This window comes from Rahnella sp. PCH160 (assembly GCF_047784855.1).
In the GTDB taxonomy this organism is placed as follows: Bacteria; Pseudomonadota; Gammaproteobacteria; order Enterobacterales; family Enterobacteriaceae; genus Rahnella.
Genome location: NZ_JBLOGT010000001.1, coordinates 1,323,281 through 1,339,700, shown reverse-complemented (window position 1 = coordinate 1,339,700; position 16,420 = coordinate 1,323,281). Strand labels below are relative to the sequence as shown.

11 protein-coding genes and 1 riboswitch are annotated in these 16,420 nt (G+C 53.7%); of the genes, 3 read left to right on the top strand and 8 right to left on the bottom strand.

All coding sequences use genetic code 11. The features are described from left to right. Positions 1-37: 37 nt before the first annotated feature. Positions 38-1,684, bottom strand: a complete 1,647-nt coding sequence (pgi, locus tag ACM5QY_RS06150) for a glucose-6-phosphate isomerase (protein ID WP_416119705.1) — start codon at positions 1,682-1,684, stop codon at positions 38-40. Positions 1,685-1,916: 232 nt separating this feature from the next. Further along, positions 1,917-2,106: riboswitch (Lysine riboswitch) on the top strand. A 111-nt stretch (positions 2,107-2,217) separates the two neighbouring features. On the opposite strand from pgi, the gene lysC reads away from it, so the two are divergent. Both lysC and panS read left to right on the top strand, forming a co-directional pair. Then, positions 2,218-3,606, top strand: a complete 1,389-nt coding sequence (gene lysC, locus ACM5QY_RS06145) for a lysine-sensitive aspartokinase 3 (protein WP_416119704.1) — start codon at positions 2,218-2,220, stop codon at positions 3,604-3,606. Between the two features lie 94 nt (positions 3,607-3,700). Then, positions 3,701-4,618, top strand: a complete 918-nt coding sequence (gene panS, locus ACM5QY_RS06140; RefSeq protein WP_104924165.1) for a ketopantoate/pantoate/pantothenate transporter PanS — start codon at positions 3,701-3,703, stop codon at positions 4,616-4,618. Between the two features lie 52 nt (positions 4,619-4,670). On the opposite strand, the gene ACM5QY_RS06135 is transcribed toward panS, so the two are convergent. Continuing rightward, positions 4,671-6,323, bottom strand: a complete 1,653-nt coding sequence (locus ACM5QY_RS06135; RefSeq protein WP_416119703.1) for a Na/Pi cotransporter family protein — start codon at positions 6,321-6,323, stop codon at positions 4,671-4,673. 508 nt (positions 6,324-6,831) lie between these two features. Here ACM5QY_RS06135 and ACM5QY_RS06130 point away from each other — a divergent pair. Next, entirely contained in the window at positions 6,832-10,890 is a 4,059-nt protein-coding gene (locus ACM5QY_RS06130; protein WP_463366388.1) for a S6 family peptidase, read from the top strand. Positions 10,891-10,972: 82 nt separating this feature from the next. On the opposite strand, the gene ACM5QY_RS06125 is transcribed toward ACM5QY_RS06130, so the two are convergent. The 6 genes from ACM5QY_RS06125 to ACM5QY_RS06100 all read right to left on the bottom strand — a co-directional run bounded on the left by ACM5QY_RS06125 (position 10,973) and on the right by ACM5QY_RS06100 (position 16,233). Next, a complete protein-coding gene (locus tag ACM5QY_RS06125) occupies positions 10,973-11,629 on the bottom strand; it encodes an HAD family hydrolase (RefSeq protein ID WP_416119699.1) in 657 nt (218 codons plus the stop codon). Beyond that, a complete protein-coding gene (locus ACM5QY_RS06120; protein ID WP_416119698.1) occupies positions 11,626-12,618 on the bottom strand; it encodes an ABC transporter ATP-binding protein in 993 nt (330 codons plus the stop codon). The genes ACM5QY_RS06125 and ACM5QY_RS06120 overlap by 4 nt, the downstream gene beginning before the upstream one ends. Positions 12,619-12,620: 2 nt before the next feature. Next, positions 12,621-13,406, bottom strand: a complete 786-nt coding sequence (locus ACM5QY_RS06115; protein ID WP_416119697.1) for an ABC transporter permease — start codon at positions 13,404-13,406, stop codon at positions 12,621-12,623. Between the two features lie 21 nt (positions 13,407-13,427). Then, a complete protein-coding gene (locus ACM5QY_RS06110; protein ID WP_416119695.1) occupies positions 13,428-14,270 on the bottom strand; it encodes an ABC transporter permease in 843 nt (280 codons plus the stop codon). A gap of 26 nt (positions 14,271-14,296) precedes the next feature. Beyond that, entirely contained in the window at positions 14,297-15,094 is a 798-nt protein-coding gene (locus tag ACM5QY_RS06105; protein WP_416119694.1) for an alkaline phosphatase family protein, read from the bottom strand. Positions 15,095-15,174: 80 nt separating this feature from the next. After that, entirely contained in the window at positions 15,175-16,233 is a 1,059-nt protein-coding gene (locus tag ACM5QY_RS06100) for an ABC transporter substrate-binding protein (protein WP_416119693.1), read from the bottom strand. Between the last annotated feature and the right edge of the window lie 187 nt (positions 16,234-16,420).

Sequence of the window (16,420 nt, the reverse complement as noted above, 5' to 3'; positions counted from 1 at the left end):
CAGCCAACGCTGAAACAGTCTGAAGGATGACGAGGGATTAGCGCCAGTTTTTGAATCGGTTAATCAGGCCGTTAGTCGAGCTGTCATGCCCTTTAACATCTTCGCTGCCTTCCAGCTCTGGCAGAATGCGGTTTGCCAGCTGTTTACCCAGTTCCACACCCCATTGGTCGAAGGTGTAGATGTTCAGGATAGCGCCCTGCGTGAAGATTTTGTGCTCGTACATCGCGATCAACGCACCCAGGCTGTATGGCGTGATTTCGCGCAGCAGGATGGAGTTGGTCGGACGGTTACCTTCGAACACTTTAAACGGCGCGACGTGTTTAACGTCTTCCGGCTTTTTACCCTGTTCGGCGAATTCTTTCTCGACGACGTCCAGAGATTTACCGAATGCCAGCGCTTCAGTCTGTGCAAAGAAGTTAGACAGCAGTTTTGCGTGGTGATCGCTCAGTGCGTTGTGGCTGACCGCAGGCGCGATGAAGTCACACGGGACGATTTTAGTGCCCTGGTGAATCAGCTGATAGAACGCGTGCTGACCGTTGGTGCCTGGTTCACCCCAGATGATCGGGCCCGTCTGGTAATCCACCGGATTGCCGTTACGGTCAACGAATTTACCGTTGGATTCCATGTTGCCTTGCTGGAAGTACGCCGCAAAACGGTGCATGTACTGGTCGTATGGCAGGATAGCTTCGGTTTCAGTGCCGTAGAAATCGTTGTACCAGATACCAATCAGCGCCAGCAGAACAGGCAGGTTTTTCTCAGCCGGAGTATTCGCGAAGTGGTTATCCATCGCGTGAGCACCGCTCAGCAGCTGTTCGAAGTTTTCGAAACCGATGGACAGTGCGATGGACAGACCAATCGCAGACCACAGTGAGTAACGGCCGCCGACCCAGTCCCAAAATTCGAACATGTTGTCGGTGTCGATACCAAACTCGCTGACCGCTTTACCGTTGGTAGACAGCGCCGCGAAGTGTTTCGCCACGTGTTTGTTGTCGCCAGCGGTTTTCAGGAACCAGTCGCGCGCGCTGTGAGCGTTGGTCATGGTTTCCTGCGTGGTGAAGGTTTTTGATGCCACCAGGAACAGCGTGGTTTCCGGGGACAGGTCTTTCAGCGTTTCGGCGATGTGCGTGCCATCCACGTTGGAGACGAAATGCATATTCAGGTGATTTTTGTACGGACGCAGCGCTTCGGTCACCATGAACGGGCCGAGGTCTGAACCGCCGATACCGATGTTCACCACATCTGTAATCGCTTTACCGGTGTAACCTTTCCAGTCGCCGCCGATAACACGTTCGGTGAAACCTTTGATTTTCGCCAGAACCGCATTTACTTCCGGCATGACGTCTTTGCCATCCACAACGATTGGCGTATTGCTGCGGTTACGCAGGGCGACGTGCAGAACGGCGCGGTCTTCCGTGCGGTTGATCTTCTCGCCAGAGAACATCGATTTGATCGCGCCCTGAAGGTCAGTTTCTTTGGCCAACGCCTGCAGTTTATCCAGCGTTTCTGCCGTAATACGGTTTTTAGAGAAGTCGACCAGCATCTGGTCTTCAAAAGTGGCAGAGAACCTGGAGAAACGATCACCATCTTCAGCAAACAGATGGCTAATTTGCACATCTTTCATCGTGTCGAAATGCTGCTGCAGGGCTTGCCAGGCAGCGGTCTGAGTTGGATTGATATTTTTCATAGCAATGCTCTTAGGCTGAGAATAAATATGAGGTAACTGTCCCGATTGTAACCTGTAGTTCCCGAGATGAGATGCCTTTTCTTGCGATAGGTCAGATCTGTTGAATCACAATGACAGAGAACAATATTAGATGAGAATCGGTCAAAATGTGGTGCAAGAGGCCTGTTGCCGTTGACAGAAAGGCGAGAACCCGTTATTCCTAGGCACCTAACTCATGCGAGCGTTTTACGCGTGAGCCAGAAGAGGCGCGTCGCCCAGGAAGTGTATCGGAGGAGCCGAAATCCTGCGAGGGTACATCAGGGGGAGCGACGCCGAGGTCTGAAAGCCTGCGGAAGGCATAAGATCGGCTACAGGGGCTGAATCCCCTGGGTTGTCACCGGGCATCCGCGAGGATGCCGACAAGGTGGAGCGCTTCTGGGTGTATCGTAGCATCTCTACGCCTGCTCCCGTTATCCGCCCTCCCTTGTGCCAATTCTTATAGAATTATGGAATCGATGGCCGTCTGGTATGACGACCCTGACACGAGGTTTTACATGAATTACGCAGCATCCCGCAACGCCAATCCGCAGCCTCTGGGCAACGTTATCGTCGCCAAATTCGGCGGTACCAGCGTAGCGGACTTCGACGCCATGAACCGCAGCGCAGACATTGTTCTTGCGCGCCCTGAAGTGCGTCTGGTCGTTCTCTCCGCCTCCGCGGGCGTCACCAATTTATTAGTCGAGCTGGCCACAGGCAAAGAAACCGAGCGCCGGGTGTTCCTGCTTGATGAAATCCGCCGCATTCAAAACGCCATTATCGACCGCCTCGATAATCCGACGGTGATCCGTGAAGAAATCGGCCGCATGCTGGAAAATATCGCCATGCTGTCCGAAGCCGCGAGCCTTGCGACGTCCACGGCCCTGACCGATGAACTGGTCAGCCACGGCGAACTGATGTCCACCTTGCTGTTTGTTGAAATCATCCGCCAGCGCAATGTACCGGTAGAATGGTTTGACGTGCGTAAAGTGATGCACACAAATGATCATTTTGGCCGCGCAGAGCCGGACACTCAGGCGCTGACAGACCTGACGCTTCAGCAATTGCAGCCGCGTTTACAGGACGCGCTGGTGATAACCCAGGGCTTTATTGGTTCAGAAGGAAAAGGCCGTACCACCACGCTGGGCCGAGGCGGCAGCGACTATACCGCGGCCTTGCTGGGCGAGGCTCTGGGCGCCGTCCGCGTGGATATCTGGACGGACGTGCCGGGTATTTACACCACTGACCCGCGTCTAGTGCCTGCGGCGAAACGTATTGATCGCATTGCGTTTGAAGAAGCGTCTGAGATGGCGACATTTGGTGCCAAAGTGCTGCATCCGGCCACGCTGCTCCCAGCGGTGCGTCGCGGTATTCCGGTATTTGTCGGTTCCAGCAAAGATCCGTCAGGCGGCGGCACGTTAGTGTGTGACAACACTGAAAACCCGCCGCTGTTCCGCGCCATTGCCCTGCGTCGCCGACAAACGCTGGTCACGCTGCACAGCCTGACCATGCTGCATTCACGTGGTTTCCTCGCCGATGTGTTTAGCATTCTGGCACGCCACAATATTTCTGTGGATCTGATCACCACATCAGAAGTCAGCGTGGCGCTGACGCTCGACACTACCGGTTCCACCTCGTCAGATGCCAGCCTGCTGACCACGTCACTGCTGACCGAACTGTCATCACTATGCCGCGTGGAAGTGGAAGAAAACCTGGCGCTGATTGCGATTATCGGCAACAAATTATCGCAGGCCTGTGGCGTCGGCAAAGAAGTCTTCGGCGTGCTGGATCCGTTCAATATCCGCATGATTTGCTACGGCGCAAGCAGCTACAACCTGTGCTTCCTGGTGCCGGGCAGTGATGCCGATCAGGTCGTAAAAACTCTGCACCGCAACCTATTCGAATAATAACGGGCGCGGTATCTGAGAAGACCGGGCCTTGTGCCCGGTCTTTTTTTGTCTGTACTTTTGCAAAACAACAAAGACAAGGATCATCCTCACCATGTTAGCCAAAATAACCCGCCTTTTCCCGCTGTGGGCCGTGCTGTTGTCGGTCGCCGCGTACTACTCGCCCGGCACGTTCACCCCTATCGGGCCTCACGTTTCAACCCTGCTGATGCTGATTATGTTCGCGATGGGCGTCACGCTGGAATTCGGTGATTTCAAACGTGTACTTTCCCGCCCGGCGCCGGTCGCAGCGGCCACGTTCCTGCATTATCTGGTCATGCCGCTGGCGGCCTGGGTGCTGGCGAAACTGTTCCATATGCCGCCGGATCTGTCCGCCGGGATGATTCTGGTGGGCAGCGTCGCCAGCGGAACCGCATCCAACGTGATGATTTATCTGGCGAAAGGCGATGTCGCGCTTTCGGTGACCATCTCCGCCGTCTCCACGCTGGTCGGCGTGTTTGCCACGCCGTTGCTGACGCGTCTTTATGTCGATACGCACATTAAAGTCGACGTGGAAGGCATGCTGCTGAGCATTTTGCAGATCGTGGTGATCCCGATTTTAGCGGGCCTGATTATTCATCATCTGTTTACCAAAACGGTGAAACGCATCGAGCCGCTGCTGCCACTGTTTTCGATGGTGTGTATCGTGGCAATCATCAGCGCCGTTGTCGCGGGCAGCCAGGGCTTTATTGGTTCTGTGGGTCTGATCGTGATTGTGGCGGTGATCCTGCATAACGGCATCGGCCTGCTGAGCGGCTACTGGGGCGGGAAACTGTTTGGATTTGACGAGACAACCTGCCGCACGCTGGCGATGGAAGTCGGGATGCAGAACTCGGGTTTAGCCGCCACGCTGGGGAAAATGTACTTCACGCCGCTGGCCGCTTTGCCGGGTGCGCTGTTCTCGGTCTGGCACAACCTTTCCGGTTCTTTACTGGCCGGTTACTGGTCCGGTAAGCCGGTTAAAAAAGACTGACAGGCCAAAAAAAACCGGGCGCATCGTTCGCGCCCGGTTCATGAATCGGAGATTAAACCCGCTTCATATCATCGCTATTTTCACGCTGTTCATCTTCCTGCTCGTCCTGATCCAGCACGTTATACGCCACCGCACAAAACAAGGAATTCAGGCGTTTCATATCGCCCAGCAACCCGAGATGCAGCGAACTGGTTTCGATACTCTGCACGTTATGCTGATGCAGACGGTCAACGTGCGCATGCGCATAACGGCGGTCGAGAATACGGAAACGATGTTTTGAGCGGCGTAAACGGCGTGCGCTGGTCAGGTCGTTTGACAGGAAAACGCCCAGGCTCAGACGCAGGTTATCCAGCAATTTTTCATGCAATGCTTCGAGTTCCACCAGGCCTTCCGGCGAGAAAGCCCGGCGCGTGGTGTGGGATTTCGCAGTGATATCCCCGGTCATTCGCTCGATAATGTCGCCCGCCTGTTCCAGGTTGAGCGCCATTTCGATGATCTCCGCCCAACGGCGTGAATCGTCTTCGCCCAGCCCTTCTTTATTAATTTGCGCCAGATAAAGTTTGATGGCGGTGTACAGCACATCAACGTCGTCATCGAGACGTCGTACTTCGCGATCCTGCGCCAGTTTTCCGTGCATCACTTCACGGTTGAGGATCAGCATGTGTTCGACCACATCACCCATGCGCAGCGTTTCGCGGGCGGCATTCGCCAGCGCCAGCGTCGGGGTATCAATTGCGCTCACATCCAGATGGCGCGGGCGCAGACGCGGATCGTCCTCCGGCACATCGGCAATCATCATCTCGCAGATTTTTGCCATCGGGGCGGTCAGCGGCACCATGGCCAGACAGCGGATCAGGTTGTAGAACATGTGGAAATAGATCACCAGCTCTTCATCGGGAATGCCCAGACGCGCCAGTTGTGTTGACAGCAACCCGACGAACGGCAGAACGATAACACAACCAATCAGCTTAAACAGCGTGCTGCCCAGCGCCACACGCCGCCCCGCCGCGTTCATTTTGCTGGCGTTGATCATCGCCAGCAGGCCGCTGCCCAGATTGGCACCGATGACCAGACACAGCGAGACTTTGAGAGAAATCACCCCGGTCGCGGCCAGCGTTGCCGTCAGCAAAACGGCGGCCAGACTGGAGTAACTGATAATGGCGAATATCGCGCCGGTCAGGGCGTCGAGCAGTACGTCGCCGGTCAGCGAGGAGAACAACACTTTGACGCCGGACGCCTGCATGATCGGCGTTGCCGCCGCCACAATCAGTTCCAGCGCCAGTAAAATCAGGCCAAGCCCGATACAGACGCGCCCCATTTGCCCGGCGCGGGTTTGTTTACGGCTGAGGAAAAAGGCCACACCGACGAAAATCAGCAGCGGAGAAAGCCAGGAGAGATCGAAGGTCAGGATACGCGCCATCACGGCGGTCCCGACATCGGCACCGAGAATAATCACCAGCGCGGGCGCGAGCGCCACCAGCCCCTGAGAAACGAAAGACGTTACCAGTAACGCCGTGGCGTTGCTGCTTTGCACCAGCGCGGTGACGCCAATACCGGCCACAAACGCCAGCGGCTTTTTCTCAATACTGTTGCTCAGAACGCGACGCAGATTGGCGCCGAAAACGCGCATGATGCCGGTGCGCACGATGTGCGTCCCCCAGACTAACAACGATATAGCAGACAGAAGATGTAAAAGGGTTAACACGAACGCAGGACTCCTGTTATGGCTGGCTGTAAGGAACGCCACCAGCTTATTGGAACACCCTAATCTAACAGATTTAACTGTAGACTACGCGCCTAAGAAGAACACAAGTGGCGAAGAAACAACCGCAAAGTTAAGGCGTATTAACTTTATTATTAAGAACAGCGAAATTGTTAATACAAAGACTGTCGTTTAGAATCCGCGCGAAGACATTAACCCCGCCTTTATATTCACTAAATAATATTACCTTAAAGATTAACACCACAATTTAAACAATCGTAAATAAAATAACCACGTAATCAACGCGTTGTTTAATTCAAAATAAAAGATGAATTATTCAGACAAGTAAGTCGGAAATGAATTTCACCAGGAACGACACATCTTATCAATAAATGGGTTTTTATTGATGAAAGTCACGCTCCCCATAAATACTCAAGGAAATGGACTTATGAAGTATGACTTATTTGTTAGCGTAATAACTCTCTGTACATTTGGCGCAGAGGCCGGTGTTATGAATGAAAATATTCCTGTTCAGGAATACCGCGATTTCGCCGAAAACTTAGGGAAGTATAAACCCGGTGCAGAAAACGTAGAAGTCTTCAATATGGACGGTACTTCTGCAGGATTCCTTCCTTTTTCTATTCCCGATTTTTCCAGCGCATCAAAAACCGGGTATACCACACTCATCGCCGGTACTTATGTCGCAACCGTTAAGCATAATGGATGGTACGAGAACACCAACTTTGCGACCGGCGCAAAATACAATAATGATTATCTTGTTATTAATTACAATAACCATCCTTCAGAAGATTTCAGCGCAGCGCGTTTAAATAAAGTCGTTACTGAAGTTGCCCCTGTCGAAATGGTTGATCCTGCGGATGTTTACGATAAAAGAAATACAGGGCGTTATACCTATTTTGCTCGCGTCGGTGGCGGCTACCAATATCAGATTGATGCAACAGGGCAGCATCTGAATTTGCTGACACCTTATCCTTATGCGTGGAAAAGTGCAGGAACGTTAAATCCCTCCAAAATGACCCCAAATGGCATCACCTGGCTCAACAATGATACCAATTCACCTTTAGATGCCGCCGGTAATTCAGGAGACAGTGGCAGCCCGATCCTGGTTTATGACAACGTCGATAAAAAATGGAAAATGTATGGCGTCCTCACTTCAGGCACCCTGGTTGAGAATGGTGCGACGCACACCTCAAGTACAAATGCATTAGCGCTTCAGACCGATTTCATTAACAGTATATTTGCCCAAAATACCGATCCCGATGTGACTGATATCGCCGACAACGGTGATATTCACTGGGCGGGCACAGGCGCGGTGGGCGATATCGTGCAGGGCGATACGGCCTGGAAATGGCACGGCGCTGACCCAGATTTGCCAGGGCAATTTGTCCTCACCATCGACAAAATTATCGCCGGTGATGTCGGTACGGATGTTCGTAACCCGTCGCTGGACGCCTCTAAAGATTTGCGTTTCAACGGAGATGGCGGCCTGATTGTGCTGGATACCAGTATTAATCAGGGAGCCGGAAAACTGCAGTTCTCCAATGATTATCGGGTGGTCTCCGCGGAAGGCGCTGGAAATACCTGGATGGGTGGCGGCATTGAGGTTGATGCCAGTAAAACCGTCGACTGGGAAGTTAACGGTGTGGCGGGAGACAGCCTGCATAAAATCGGTGCCGGTACGCTGTACGTTAACGCAACGGGCGACAACTCAGGGGCATTAAATGTCGGTGATGGCACCGTTGTACTCGCCCAGCAAGACGACGGCGCAGGCCACCATCAGGCATTTTCGTCCGTGACAATAGTAAGCGGGCGCTCCACCGTGCAACTTGGCGGCGAAAGTCAGGTCGCCTCCGACCAAATCTTCTTTGGTTATCGCGGGGGCGTGCTGGATCTCAATGGTTACGACATGAGTTTCACGACAATCAATCATAGCGATGCCGGTGCCACTGTCATTAATGCCAACGCGAATGACAGTTCAACGCTGACGCTGGCGAATACAAAATCCGAAACCTTTATGGGTCAGTTGGGATCTCCCGATAACCAACAGGGAATGAACGTGATTTTGAATTCTACAAAAAGTACCCATAACTATTCCCTCACCGGCGGCGCTTATCTTAATGATCTGGCCATCATCAACGGTAACCTGACATTGGCCGGAAGCCAGACGCCTCACGCCGGCGGAGCGGTTTTCAGTAATGACTGGATAGATGAAACGTATCAGATCACCACATTGAACCTGAATAAGGGCGGCCAGCTCACGTTGGGCGAACATGGAACGCTCAAGTCTGATATTACGCTTGGCGAAAATTCAACATTACAGATGCGTAGCCGCAGCACGCTTGCCGGAAATGTTGTGCTGAGTGATAACGCCACACTGTCTGTTATCGCCGGTGATGCCAGCGATAAGAGCACGGCCGGTTCTGCAGACGCTATTATTACCGCCGCACTGGAAGGGACAGGCGGCCTGATTAAAGACGGCTGGGGAAAACTTCTGATGTACGGCGACAATACATTTTCCGGTGGTACGACCGTTAAGAACGGAGATTTCGTGCTGGAAGGTTCGCTGACGTCGGCGCTGACATTGGAAAACGAGACTTCATTTTCCGGCAACGCCAGCATTGCTGACCTGATATTACAAGACAACGTCGCTCTGACACCGTATTACGATCACGGTCAGGCCGCCACAGACAGTATTACCCCTGCGGCAATGCGGGTAAGCGGGAATCTGTCGACCGGCGACAATGATGTGATCAATCTGCGCGCGCAACTCAATGCCGATGATTTGCAGTACGACCGGCTGCTGATAGACGGCGATATTGTCGCCGATAGCAAACCCATCACGGTCTCCGTGACGCCGAATGGCAGCGGGATCTTTACCGACATTGATAACGATGGTGCAGCGGATAATGAGGAAGGGATTTCCCTGATTCAGGTCGGCGGCCATGCCGGTAAAGACGCCTTCGCGCTGGCGGGAGGATACGTCGCACGGGGCGCTTATGCCTATACGCTCTACGCTTTTGCTCCGGGGCGCAGCGCGGCCGGTCAGCGTGACGTTGCAGGTTCCGGAACCCAGTACTGGGACTACCGTCTGCAAAACAGAATGCTGAGTGAAAATGACAATACCGAACCTACTGCCGATCCAATCCCTGATCCCGATGACGGCGGCACGACGCCAGTCCCCGATCCCGATGACGGCGGCACGACGCCAATCCCTGATCCCGATGACGGCGGCACGACGCCAATCCCTGATCCCGATGACGGCGGCACGACGCCAGTCCCTGATCCCGATGACGGCGGCACGACGCCAATCCCTGATCCTGATGACGGCGGCACGACGCCAGTCCCTGATCCCGATGATGGCGGCACGACGCCAATCCCTGATCCTGATGACGGCGGCACGACGCCAATCCCTGATCCTGATGACGGCGGCACGACGCCAATCCCTGATCCTGATGACGGCGGCACGACGCCAGTCCCTGATCCTGATGACGGCGGCACGACGCCAGTCCCTGATCCCGATGACGGCGGCACGACGCCAGCCCCTGAACCGGATAACGGAGATAAAACACCGACACCTGAAAACAGTGACAGCCGCTCTGCGGTAACGCCACAGGTGCCATCGTATTTGTCCCTGCCGTCAGCGTTACTCAGTTATAACAGCCGTCTGAATACAAGTTTCCACGATCAGGTTCTGCTGCTCGATGATAAGAGGATCAACATTTTCTTCCAGTATCTCAACGGAGAAGATACATATCACTCGGCGCTGAGTTTTAAAGATTACGGGTACGACTACAAGCAAAAACAGGAAGGCTGGTTATTCGGCGGCAAGGTGTTGCAACTTGAGGACGAAACGCAATCTCTCGGGCTGAACGTTGGACTTTCCCGCGCAGAGCTCGACGTGACGCCGGATGCCGCAGATGGCGACAGCAAAACGCACTACACCGCGTGGGATCTTTCAACGCTGCTCGTTTATAAACAAAACGACGGTTTACTGGCGGAATGGGAACTGGATGCGGCGAAATATGACGGCACGGTTTCGACAGATCTTCGTGGTGGCGATGTGGCTGATATCCATGCCAAATCGTTTGGGACAACGCTGGACTTAGGTTATCAGTTCACCTTCGGGCAGCATCAGCTCACGCCTCTCATTGGCGCCGGAGTTCAGTACCTGAAAGTAGACGACTTTACCGATGTTGATGACGCACATGTCAGTTATGGCAATATCGTACGGCCCACCGGTCATATCGGGCTGCGGTATCGCTATGACTGGGACAGCGCGCAAGCCGGTAAATGGGCCGTCATCATGAGCACGCGTCTATTTAAAGACTTCAGTCATGACGAAACCGTCACCATAAGAGATGTACATAGTAGTGATTCCAGTGACTTCGCAACCGGTACGCCGGGAAGCGCGGCACTGCTGGATGTCGGTCTGGTGAATACGCTTTTGCCGAATGTCTCTCTGAGTGTCGGCGGGGAATATCAGAAACGTCTTGAGGAGGAAGGAATTGATTACTGGCAGGTCACGACTGGCGTCAAAATCAGCTTTTAATTAACGCCTCAGAAACCGACGCTGCGTAAGAATTTCCCGCCCTTCATATAAAGCGGACGGGAAATTTCAGGTTTATGTCTGTTTAACGCCAGGCATAAACCGGCCAGCCCGCCTGCTGTGCGTGCCGGAGCAGTACAGCATCTGGATTCACTGCCACGGGCTGCCCTACGCGGGTCAGTAACGGCAGGTCATTGTGAGAATCCGAGTAGAAGCGGGCTTCTTGTAACAAGGTTTCGTCCTGATTGATGAGATTCAGCAAACGTGAAACTTTGCCTTCACGATAGGTCATCGTCCCCTGTGTCGCGCCGGTAAAGCGCCCGTCCTGTATTTCAACACCGATCGCCAGCGTTTCATCGACACCGAGAAAACGGGCAATCGGCCGGACCAGATGTTCGCCGGACGCGGAAATAATCACCGTCCGGTCACCCTGATCGCGATGTTCAGCCAGACATTCACGCGCCTGCGCATAAATACGCGGGGCAATCACATCCTGAATATAATTCGCGACCATCGCCGCGACGTCACTTTCACGGCGGTCAATCAGCGGCACCAGAGTACAACGCATATACTCCTGCATATCCATTTTGCCGACTGCATATTGCTGCATCAGCGCGGCATCTTGTTGCAGGAAAGCCTGCTCATCGGCCACCCAGCCTTTTGCCACCATGTAGGCTGACCACAAGCTTGAACAGTCACCGCTAATCAGGGTTTCATCGAGATCAAACAGCGCCAGTTTCATGCAACTTCCCGTAACGTAACAAGATCTAACTCCAGACCTATATCGCTGCCATCGGCGCGAAGAGAGGCTACAGAGCGGTTTAAGACATCCACAGAAAGCTCAACGCCGTGCGCTAAAACACGATACCGCACGACGTTACCCAGCAGGCTGTGGCTGAGAATTTTAGCCGGAATGCCCTGTTCGGCCGTGCAAATCGTCACGGACTCCGGACGAATGGCGACACGCCCAGTATACGTCTGGCCCGTCAGCGCCAGCGCCTGCGCGGCACTCAGCAAATTATAGCTGCCAATAAAACCGGCGGCAAAAGCATCGACTGGCTCAGTATAGAGGGTTTCGGCATCCGCGTTTTGGACGATTTGTCCTTTGTTCATCAGCACAATCCGGTCTGACATGGTCAGGGCTTCTTCCTGATCGTGCGTCACAAAAATGGCGGTGAGGTTCATTTCGCGCTGGATACGGCGGATTTGTTCGCGCAAATGCTTACGGATACGGGCATCCAGCGCCGACAACGGTTCATCGAGCAATAGCAGGCGCGGCTGTGTCACCAGCGAACGCGCCAGCGCCACACGCTGACACTGGCCACCGGAAAGCTGATGCGGATAGCGCCTGGCGTAATCGTTCATTTCCACCAGTTCCAGCACTTCACCCACGCGACGATGGACTTCGGAAGCGGGTATTTTCTGCATTTTCAGGCCAAACGCGACGTTGGCTTCCACTGTCATATTGGGGAAAAGTGCATAGCTCTGGAAAACCATGCCGATCCCGCGCTGTTGCGGCGGCAGCGGCACGATGTCCTGCCCCTTAATCAGAATTTTGCCACTGTCGACGGATGTCAGACCGGCCAGACAGCGCAGCAGCGTGGATTTCCCGCAGCCGCTCGGCCCCAGCAGCGTCACAAATTCTCCCTCTTTTGCGGAGAAATCGATGTTGTTGAAAATCTGAGTTGGGCCGTAAGACTTGTTAAGTTGAGTGACCTGTAAATACGACATAATCAGCTCTTTCCTTTGTTCAGCATGTTTGCCACCCAGGTGAAAATCAGGACGACCATGAAATAGGAGATAACCAGTGCGCTGGTGAAATGGCCGCTGCCATTGCGCATGTTATAGAGATAAACCTGAACCGTTTCGTAACGACTGCCCGCCAGCAGGTTGGCGAAAACAAACTCGCCAATCAGGAAGGAAAATGACAGCAATACGGCGATAGTTCCGCCCTTGCGTAAGTTCGGCAACACCACCAGCAGCGCGGCTTTCCAGGTGCTGGCCCCCAGCAAATGCGCGGCGTCCATCAGGTCACGCAGGTTTATCGCCTGCATGTTGTTGGAGATGGCGCGGTAGATAAACGGCAGCGCTATCGTGAAGTAACAGCCGATCAGGATCCACGGCGTTCCGGTCAGTGCGAAAGGCCCTCCGGAATAGAGCTGCATCAGGCCGACGGATGACACCACCGGCGGCACGGCAAACGGCAGCAGGATAAGAATATTCATGAGCGCATCGAGCTTTGGGAAATAGTAAGCAATCACAAACATAAGCGGAAGGATCAGCACCAGTGACAGGAAAAGCGTGCCAAAACAGACCAGCAGCGAATGCCAGAGTGCAATCAGGAAGCGCGGATCGCTCCACAATTCCACCAGCCATTTGAGCGTGAAACCGCTCGGCAAAATCGTGGCTCCCCATTCCAGCACCAGCGCATAAACCAGCGTCGCCAGCAGCGGCAACATCAAAACAATCAACAAAATCCAGATCACCACACGGTGGTAAATCGCTTCAGATCGCGACATCTCACGTTCCTTTTTCGGCAATCAGCTACGCTGACTGAGATAACTTTTGCGCAATAACCACTGATGGATCAGCGTGATAAAGGCCATCAGCACCACCAGCAGCATCGCCAGCGCGCTCCCCATATTCGGGTCGAGGGAAATATCACCCGACACCAGCGCAGCAATACGGACCGGCACCACGTTGAAGTTACCGGTGGTCAGCGCGTACACCGTGGCGTAAGCGCCAAGGGCGTTGGCGAGCAAAATGACGAAAGTGCCCAGCAGCGCCGGAAACAAAACCGGAATGCCGATGTACCGCCAGTAGCTCCAGCGCCCGGCACCCAGCAGTGCAGCCGATTCGCGCCAGTCCTCGCGTAGCGCATCAAAGGCCGGATACATCAGCAAAACACCCAACGGGATCTGGAAATAGGTGTAGAGCACAATCAGCCCGTCTTTCGAGTAGAGGTCGAAATGCTCCATCAGGCCGTATTTACGCAGCAATAACGTCAGGCATCCGTTCAGGCCGAGCAGGATGACGAAGGCAAACGCCAGCGGCACGCCCGCAAAGTTGCTGGTCATGTTAGTAAACGACATCACAAAATCATGAAGCTTTGTCGGGCCTAGCTGTCGAAGTGAGTAACTGCCCACTAACGCAATAATCAAACCGTACAAACTCGACCAGATCGAGATATCCAGCGAGAAGCGCATCGCCTGCAGATAAAACGGAGAGGTCAGAATGTCGGTGTAATTGCCCAGCCCCCACGCTTCATAGGTTTCGCTGTAAAAACTGCTCACCGCAATCCAGGCCAGCGGCGCCAGCTGGAAAGCGATGAAAAACACCAGAAACGGCAACATGAACAGCGCCGCAATCCGCTTACCTTTCATCGGGAATCCTTTAAAAGTGAGGGAGTTCAGGCCAGTAATGCCGCGCAGTGAGGCTTATCGTGGGCAATATTGAGGATCTGACAAACGGTACCGCACAGTTGGGTTTGTAACGGCGCGGCGTCTTTGAGGCTGAACGCGCTGCCGAAAACATACAGCGGTACCTGACGTTCTTCCGGCAAAATCCCGCCGTGGCTGCGGTCATCGTTCATGCCGTGGTCGGCAGTGACAATCACCTGATAACCGGCTTCCAGCCAGTCGCCCAAATAGTGCGAAAGAATGCCATCCGCTGTGCGCGCTTTGTTGCGGTATTGCGGCGTCGAAAGCCCGAATTTGTGGCCCGCATCATCAATGTTCATCGGGTGGATCAGCAGAAAATCAGGGTCGTGTCGACGGCGCAGGCTCTCCGCATCGTCGAATAAATGCGAATCAGGATAAGCGTCATCGTAATAAAAATGACCGTGCTGAATAGCCAGGGATTCGTCGCTGGTATGGCGATCGCGCGGCGGGTCAAACGGCGTGCGGTTATACAGCTCGCTGACCCAGTGATAGGCCGCAGCCGCCGTCGTCAGACCGGCGTCGCGGGCATAATGAAAAATACTGCGTTGTGTCGATAAGCGGTCAACGTGGTTATGCACGATGCCGCTTTCCACCGGCGTGATGCCGGTGAGGATACATTCGTAAAGCGGCCGGGACAGCGAGGGCAATTCGCATTCCAGTTGATACAAACGCCCGCGCCCGGCGGCACATTGCGCCTGCAAATATCCCATTGCGTCTTGGGCGACCTGATAATTCAGGCCATCGAGTACTACCAGAATGCTCTTCATTACACTTTTGCCTTTCTTGCAGGTGTTGTCATTAATCAATGCTTTCGCTGCCCGGTCTTTCTATTTTTTAATTCAGGAAATTATTGCTGCATGTTGATCATGACGTTTTCCTGCCACAGGCGAGGCAGCGTTTTGGCGCTCTTATCCCATGCAGCCGGATCAGCAATCGGATGGGCATTTTTATATTCACTGGATGGCAGCAGTTTCGCTTTCACGTCGTCTGGCAGAGTGATGTGATCGGCACGGATTGGACGGGCATAGCCACGCGCCAGGTTGATCTGACCGGCATCGGAGAAGATGTATTCACGTGCCAGTTTAGCGGCGTTCGGGTGTTTACCGAATTTGTTGATGATGGTGGTGTAACCCGAGGTGATAGAACCGTCAGAAGGTATCACCACGTCAAAGCGGGTTTTGTCGATTTTGTCGCGATAATTCAGACCGTTGAAGTCCCAGACCACGCCGACCTGCACTTCGCCTTTTTCCAGAGAGGCGATAACCGGGTTAGTCAGGCTCAGACGCCCTGCTTTCGCCAGTTTGCCGAAATATTCCAGACCCGGTTTCAGATTCTGTTCGTTGCCGCCCATCGCGTAAGTGGCCGCCAGAACGCCGTTTGCCGCCTGCGCAGCGGTGCTCACATCACCGATGGTGACTTTGTATTTCCCTTTCAGCAAATCAGCCCAGCTGTGCGGCTCATCTTTCACCTGAGATTTATCGATAATAAACGCAATGGTTCCGGTGTAAGCGAGTGCCCACATCCCGTCTTTATCTTTGGCCCAGTCTGGCACCTGATCCCAGGTTGTTGGTTTATAGGGCTGTGTGACGCCCTTCTGGACCGCAACAGGGCCGAATGCCGCACCCACATCACCAATATCTGCACTGGCATTGTCTTTTTCGGCGAGGAATTTAGCGATTTCCTGCGCAGAACTCATATCGGTATCACTGTGCTTCAGACCGTATTTGGTGCTCAAATCATTCCAGGTATCTTTCCAGTTTGCCCAGTCATCAGGCATACCGACACTGTTTACCGTGCCTTCGGCTTGTGCCGCTTTCAGGAGTTCAGCAGGAGGTTCAGCGGCAAAAGCCGATGAAGCGGAGAGGACAAGCGCGCTGGTTAACACAGAAGCGAACAACTGTTTCATAACGGATGCTCCAGATGATAGTGTGTGTGAAGTGCTGGTCTAGTCCAGCAAGAACCAAGCCAATCTAACGATCAATTGTGATAATTATATGTCAGCGTGAAAAAGCAGCTGTTTTAACCTTATAGCTGTTAACAAGCGCACATTATTTACGCAAAGAAGAGTCGGATTGGTGCAAAAACGCACTAAA

Bases quoted from the DNA above. Each gene is read 5' to 3' on its own strand.
- pgi (WP_416119705.1), bottom strand. From the start codon at position 1,684: ATGAAAAATATCAATCCAACTCAGACCGCTGCCTGGCAAGCCCTGCAG.
- lysC (WP_416119704.1), top strand. From the start codon at position 2,218: ATGAATTACGCAGCATCCCGCAACGCCAATCCGCAGCCTCTGGGCAAC.
- panS (WP_104924165.1), top strand. From the start codon at position 3,701: ATGTTAGCCAAAATAACCCGCCTTTTCCCGCTGTGGGCCGTGCTGTTG.
- ACM5QY_RS06130 (WP_463366388.1), top strand. From the start codon at position 6,832: ATGAATGAAAATATTCCTGTTCAGGAATACCGCGATTTCGCCGAAAAC.
- ACM5QY_RS06125 (WP_416119699.1), bottom strand. From the start codon at position 11,629: ATGAAACTGGCGCTGTTTGATCTCGATGAAACCCTGATTAGCGGTGAC.
- ACM5QY_RS06120 (WP_416119698.1), bottom strand. From the start codon at position 12,618: ATGTCGTATTTACAGGTCACTCAACTTAACAAGTCTTACGGCCCAACT.
- ACM5QY_RS06115 (WP_416119697.1), bottom strand. From the start codon at position 13,406: ATGTCGCGATCTGAAGCGATTTACCACCGTGTGGTGATCTGGATTTTG.
- ACM5QY_RS06110 (WP_416119695.1), bottom strand. From the start codon at position 14,270: ATGAAAGGTAAGCGGATTGCGGCGCTGTTCATGTTGCCGTTTCTGGTG.
- ACM5QY_RS06105 (WP_416119694.1), bottom strand. From the start codon at position 15,094: ATGAAGAGCATTCTGGTAGTACTCGATGGCCTGAATTATCAGGTCGCC.
- ACM5QY_RS06100 (WP_416119693.1), bottom strand. From the start codon at position 16,233: ATGAAACAGTTGTTCGCTTCTGTGTTAACCAGCGCGCTTGTCCTCTCC.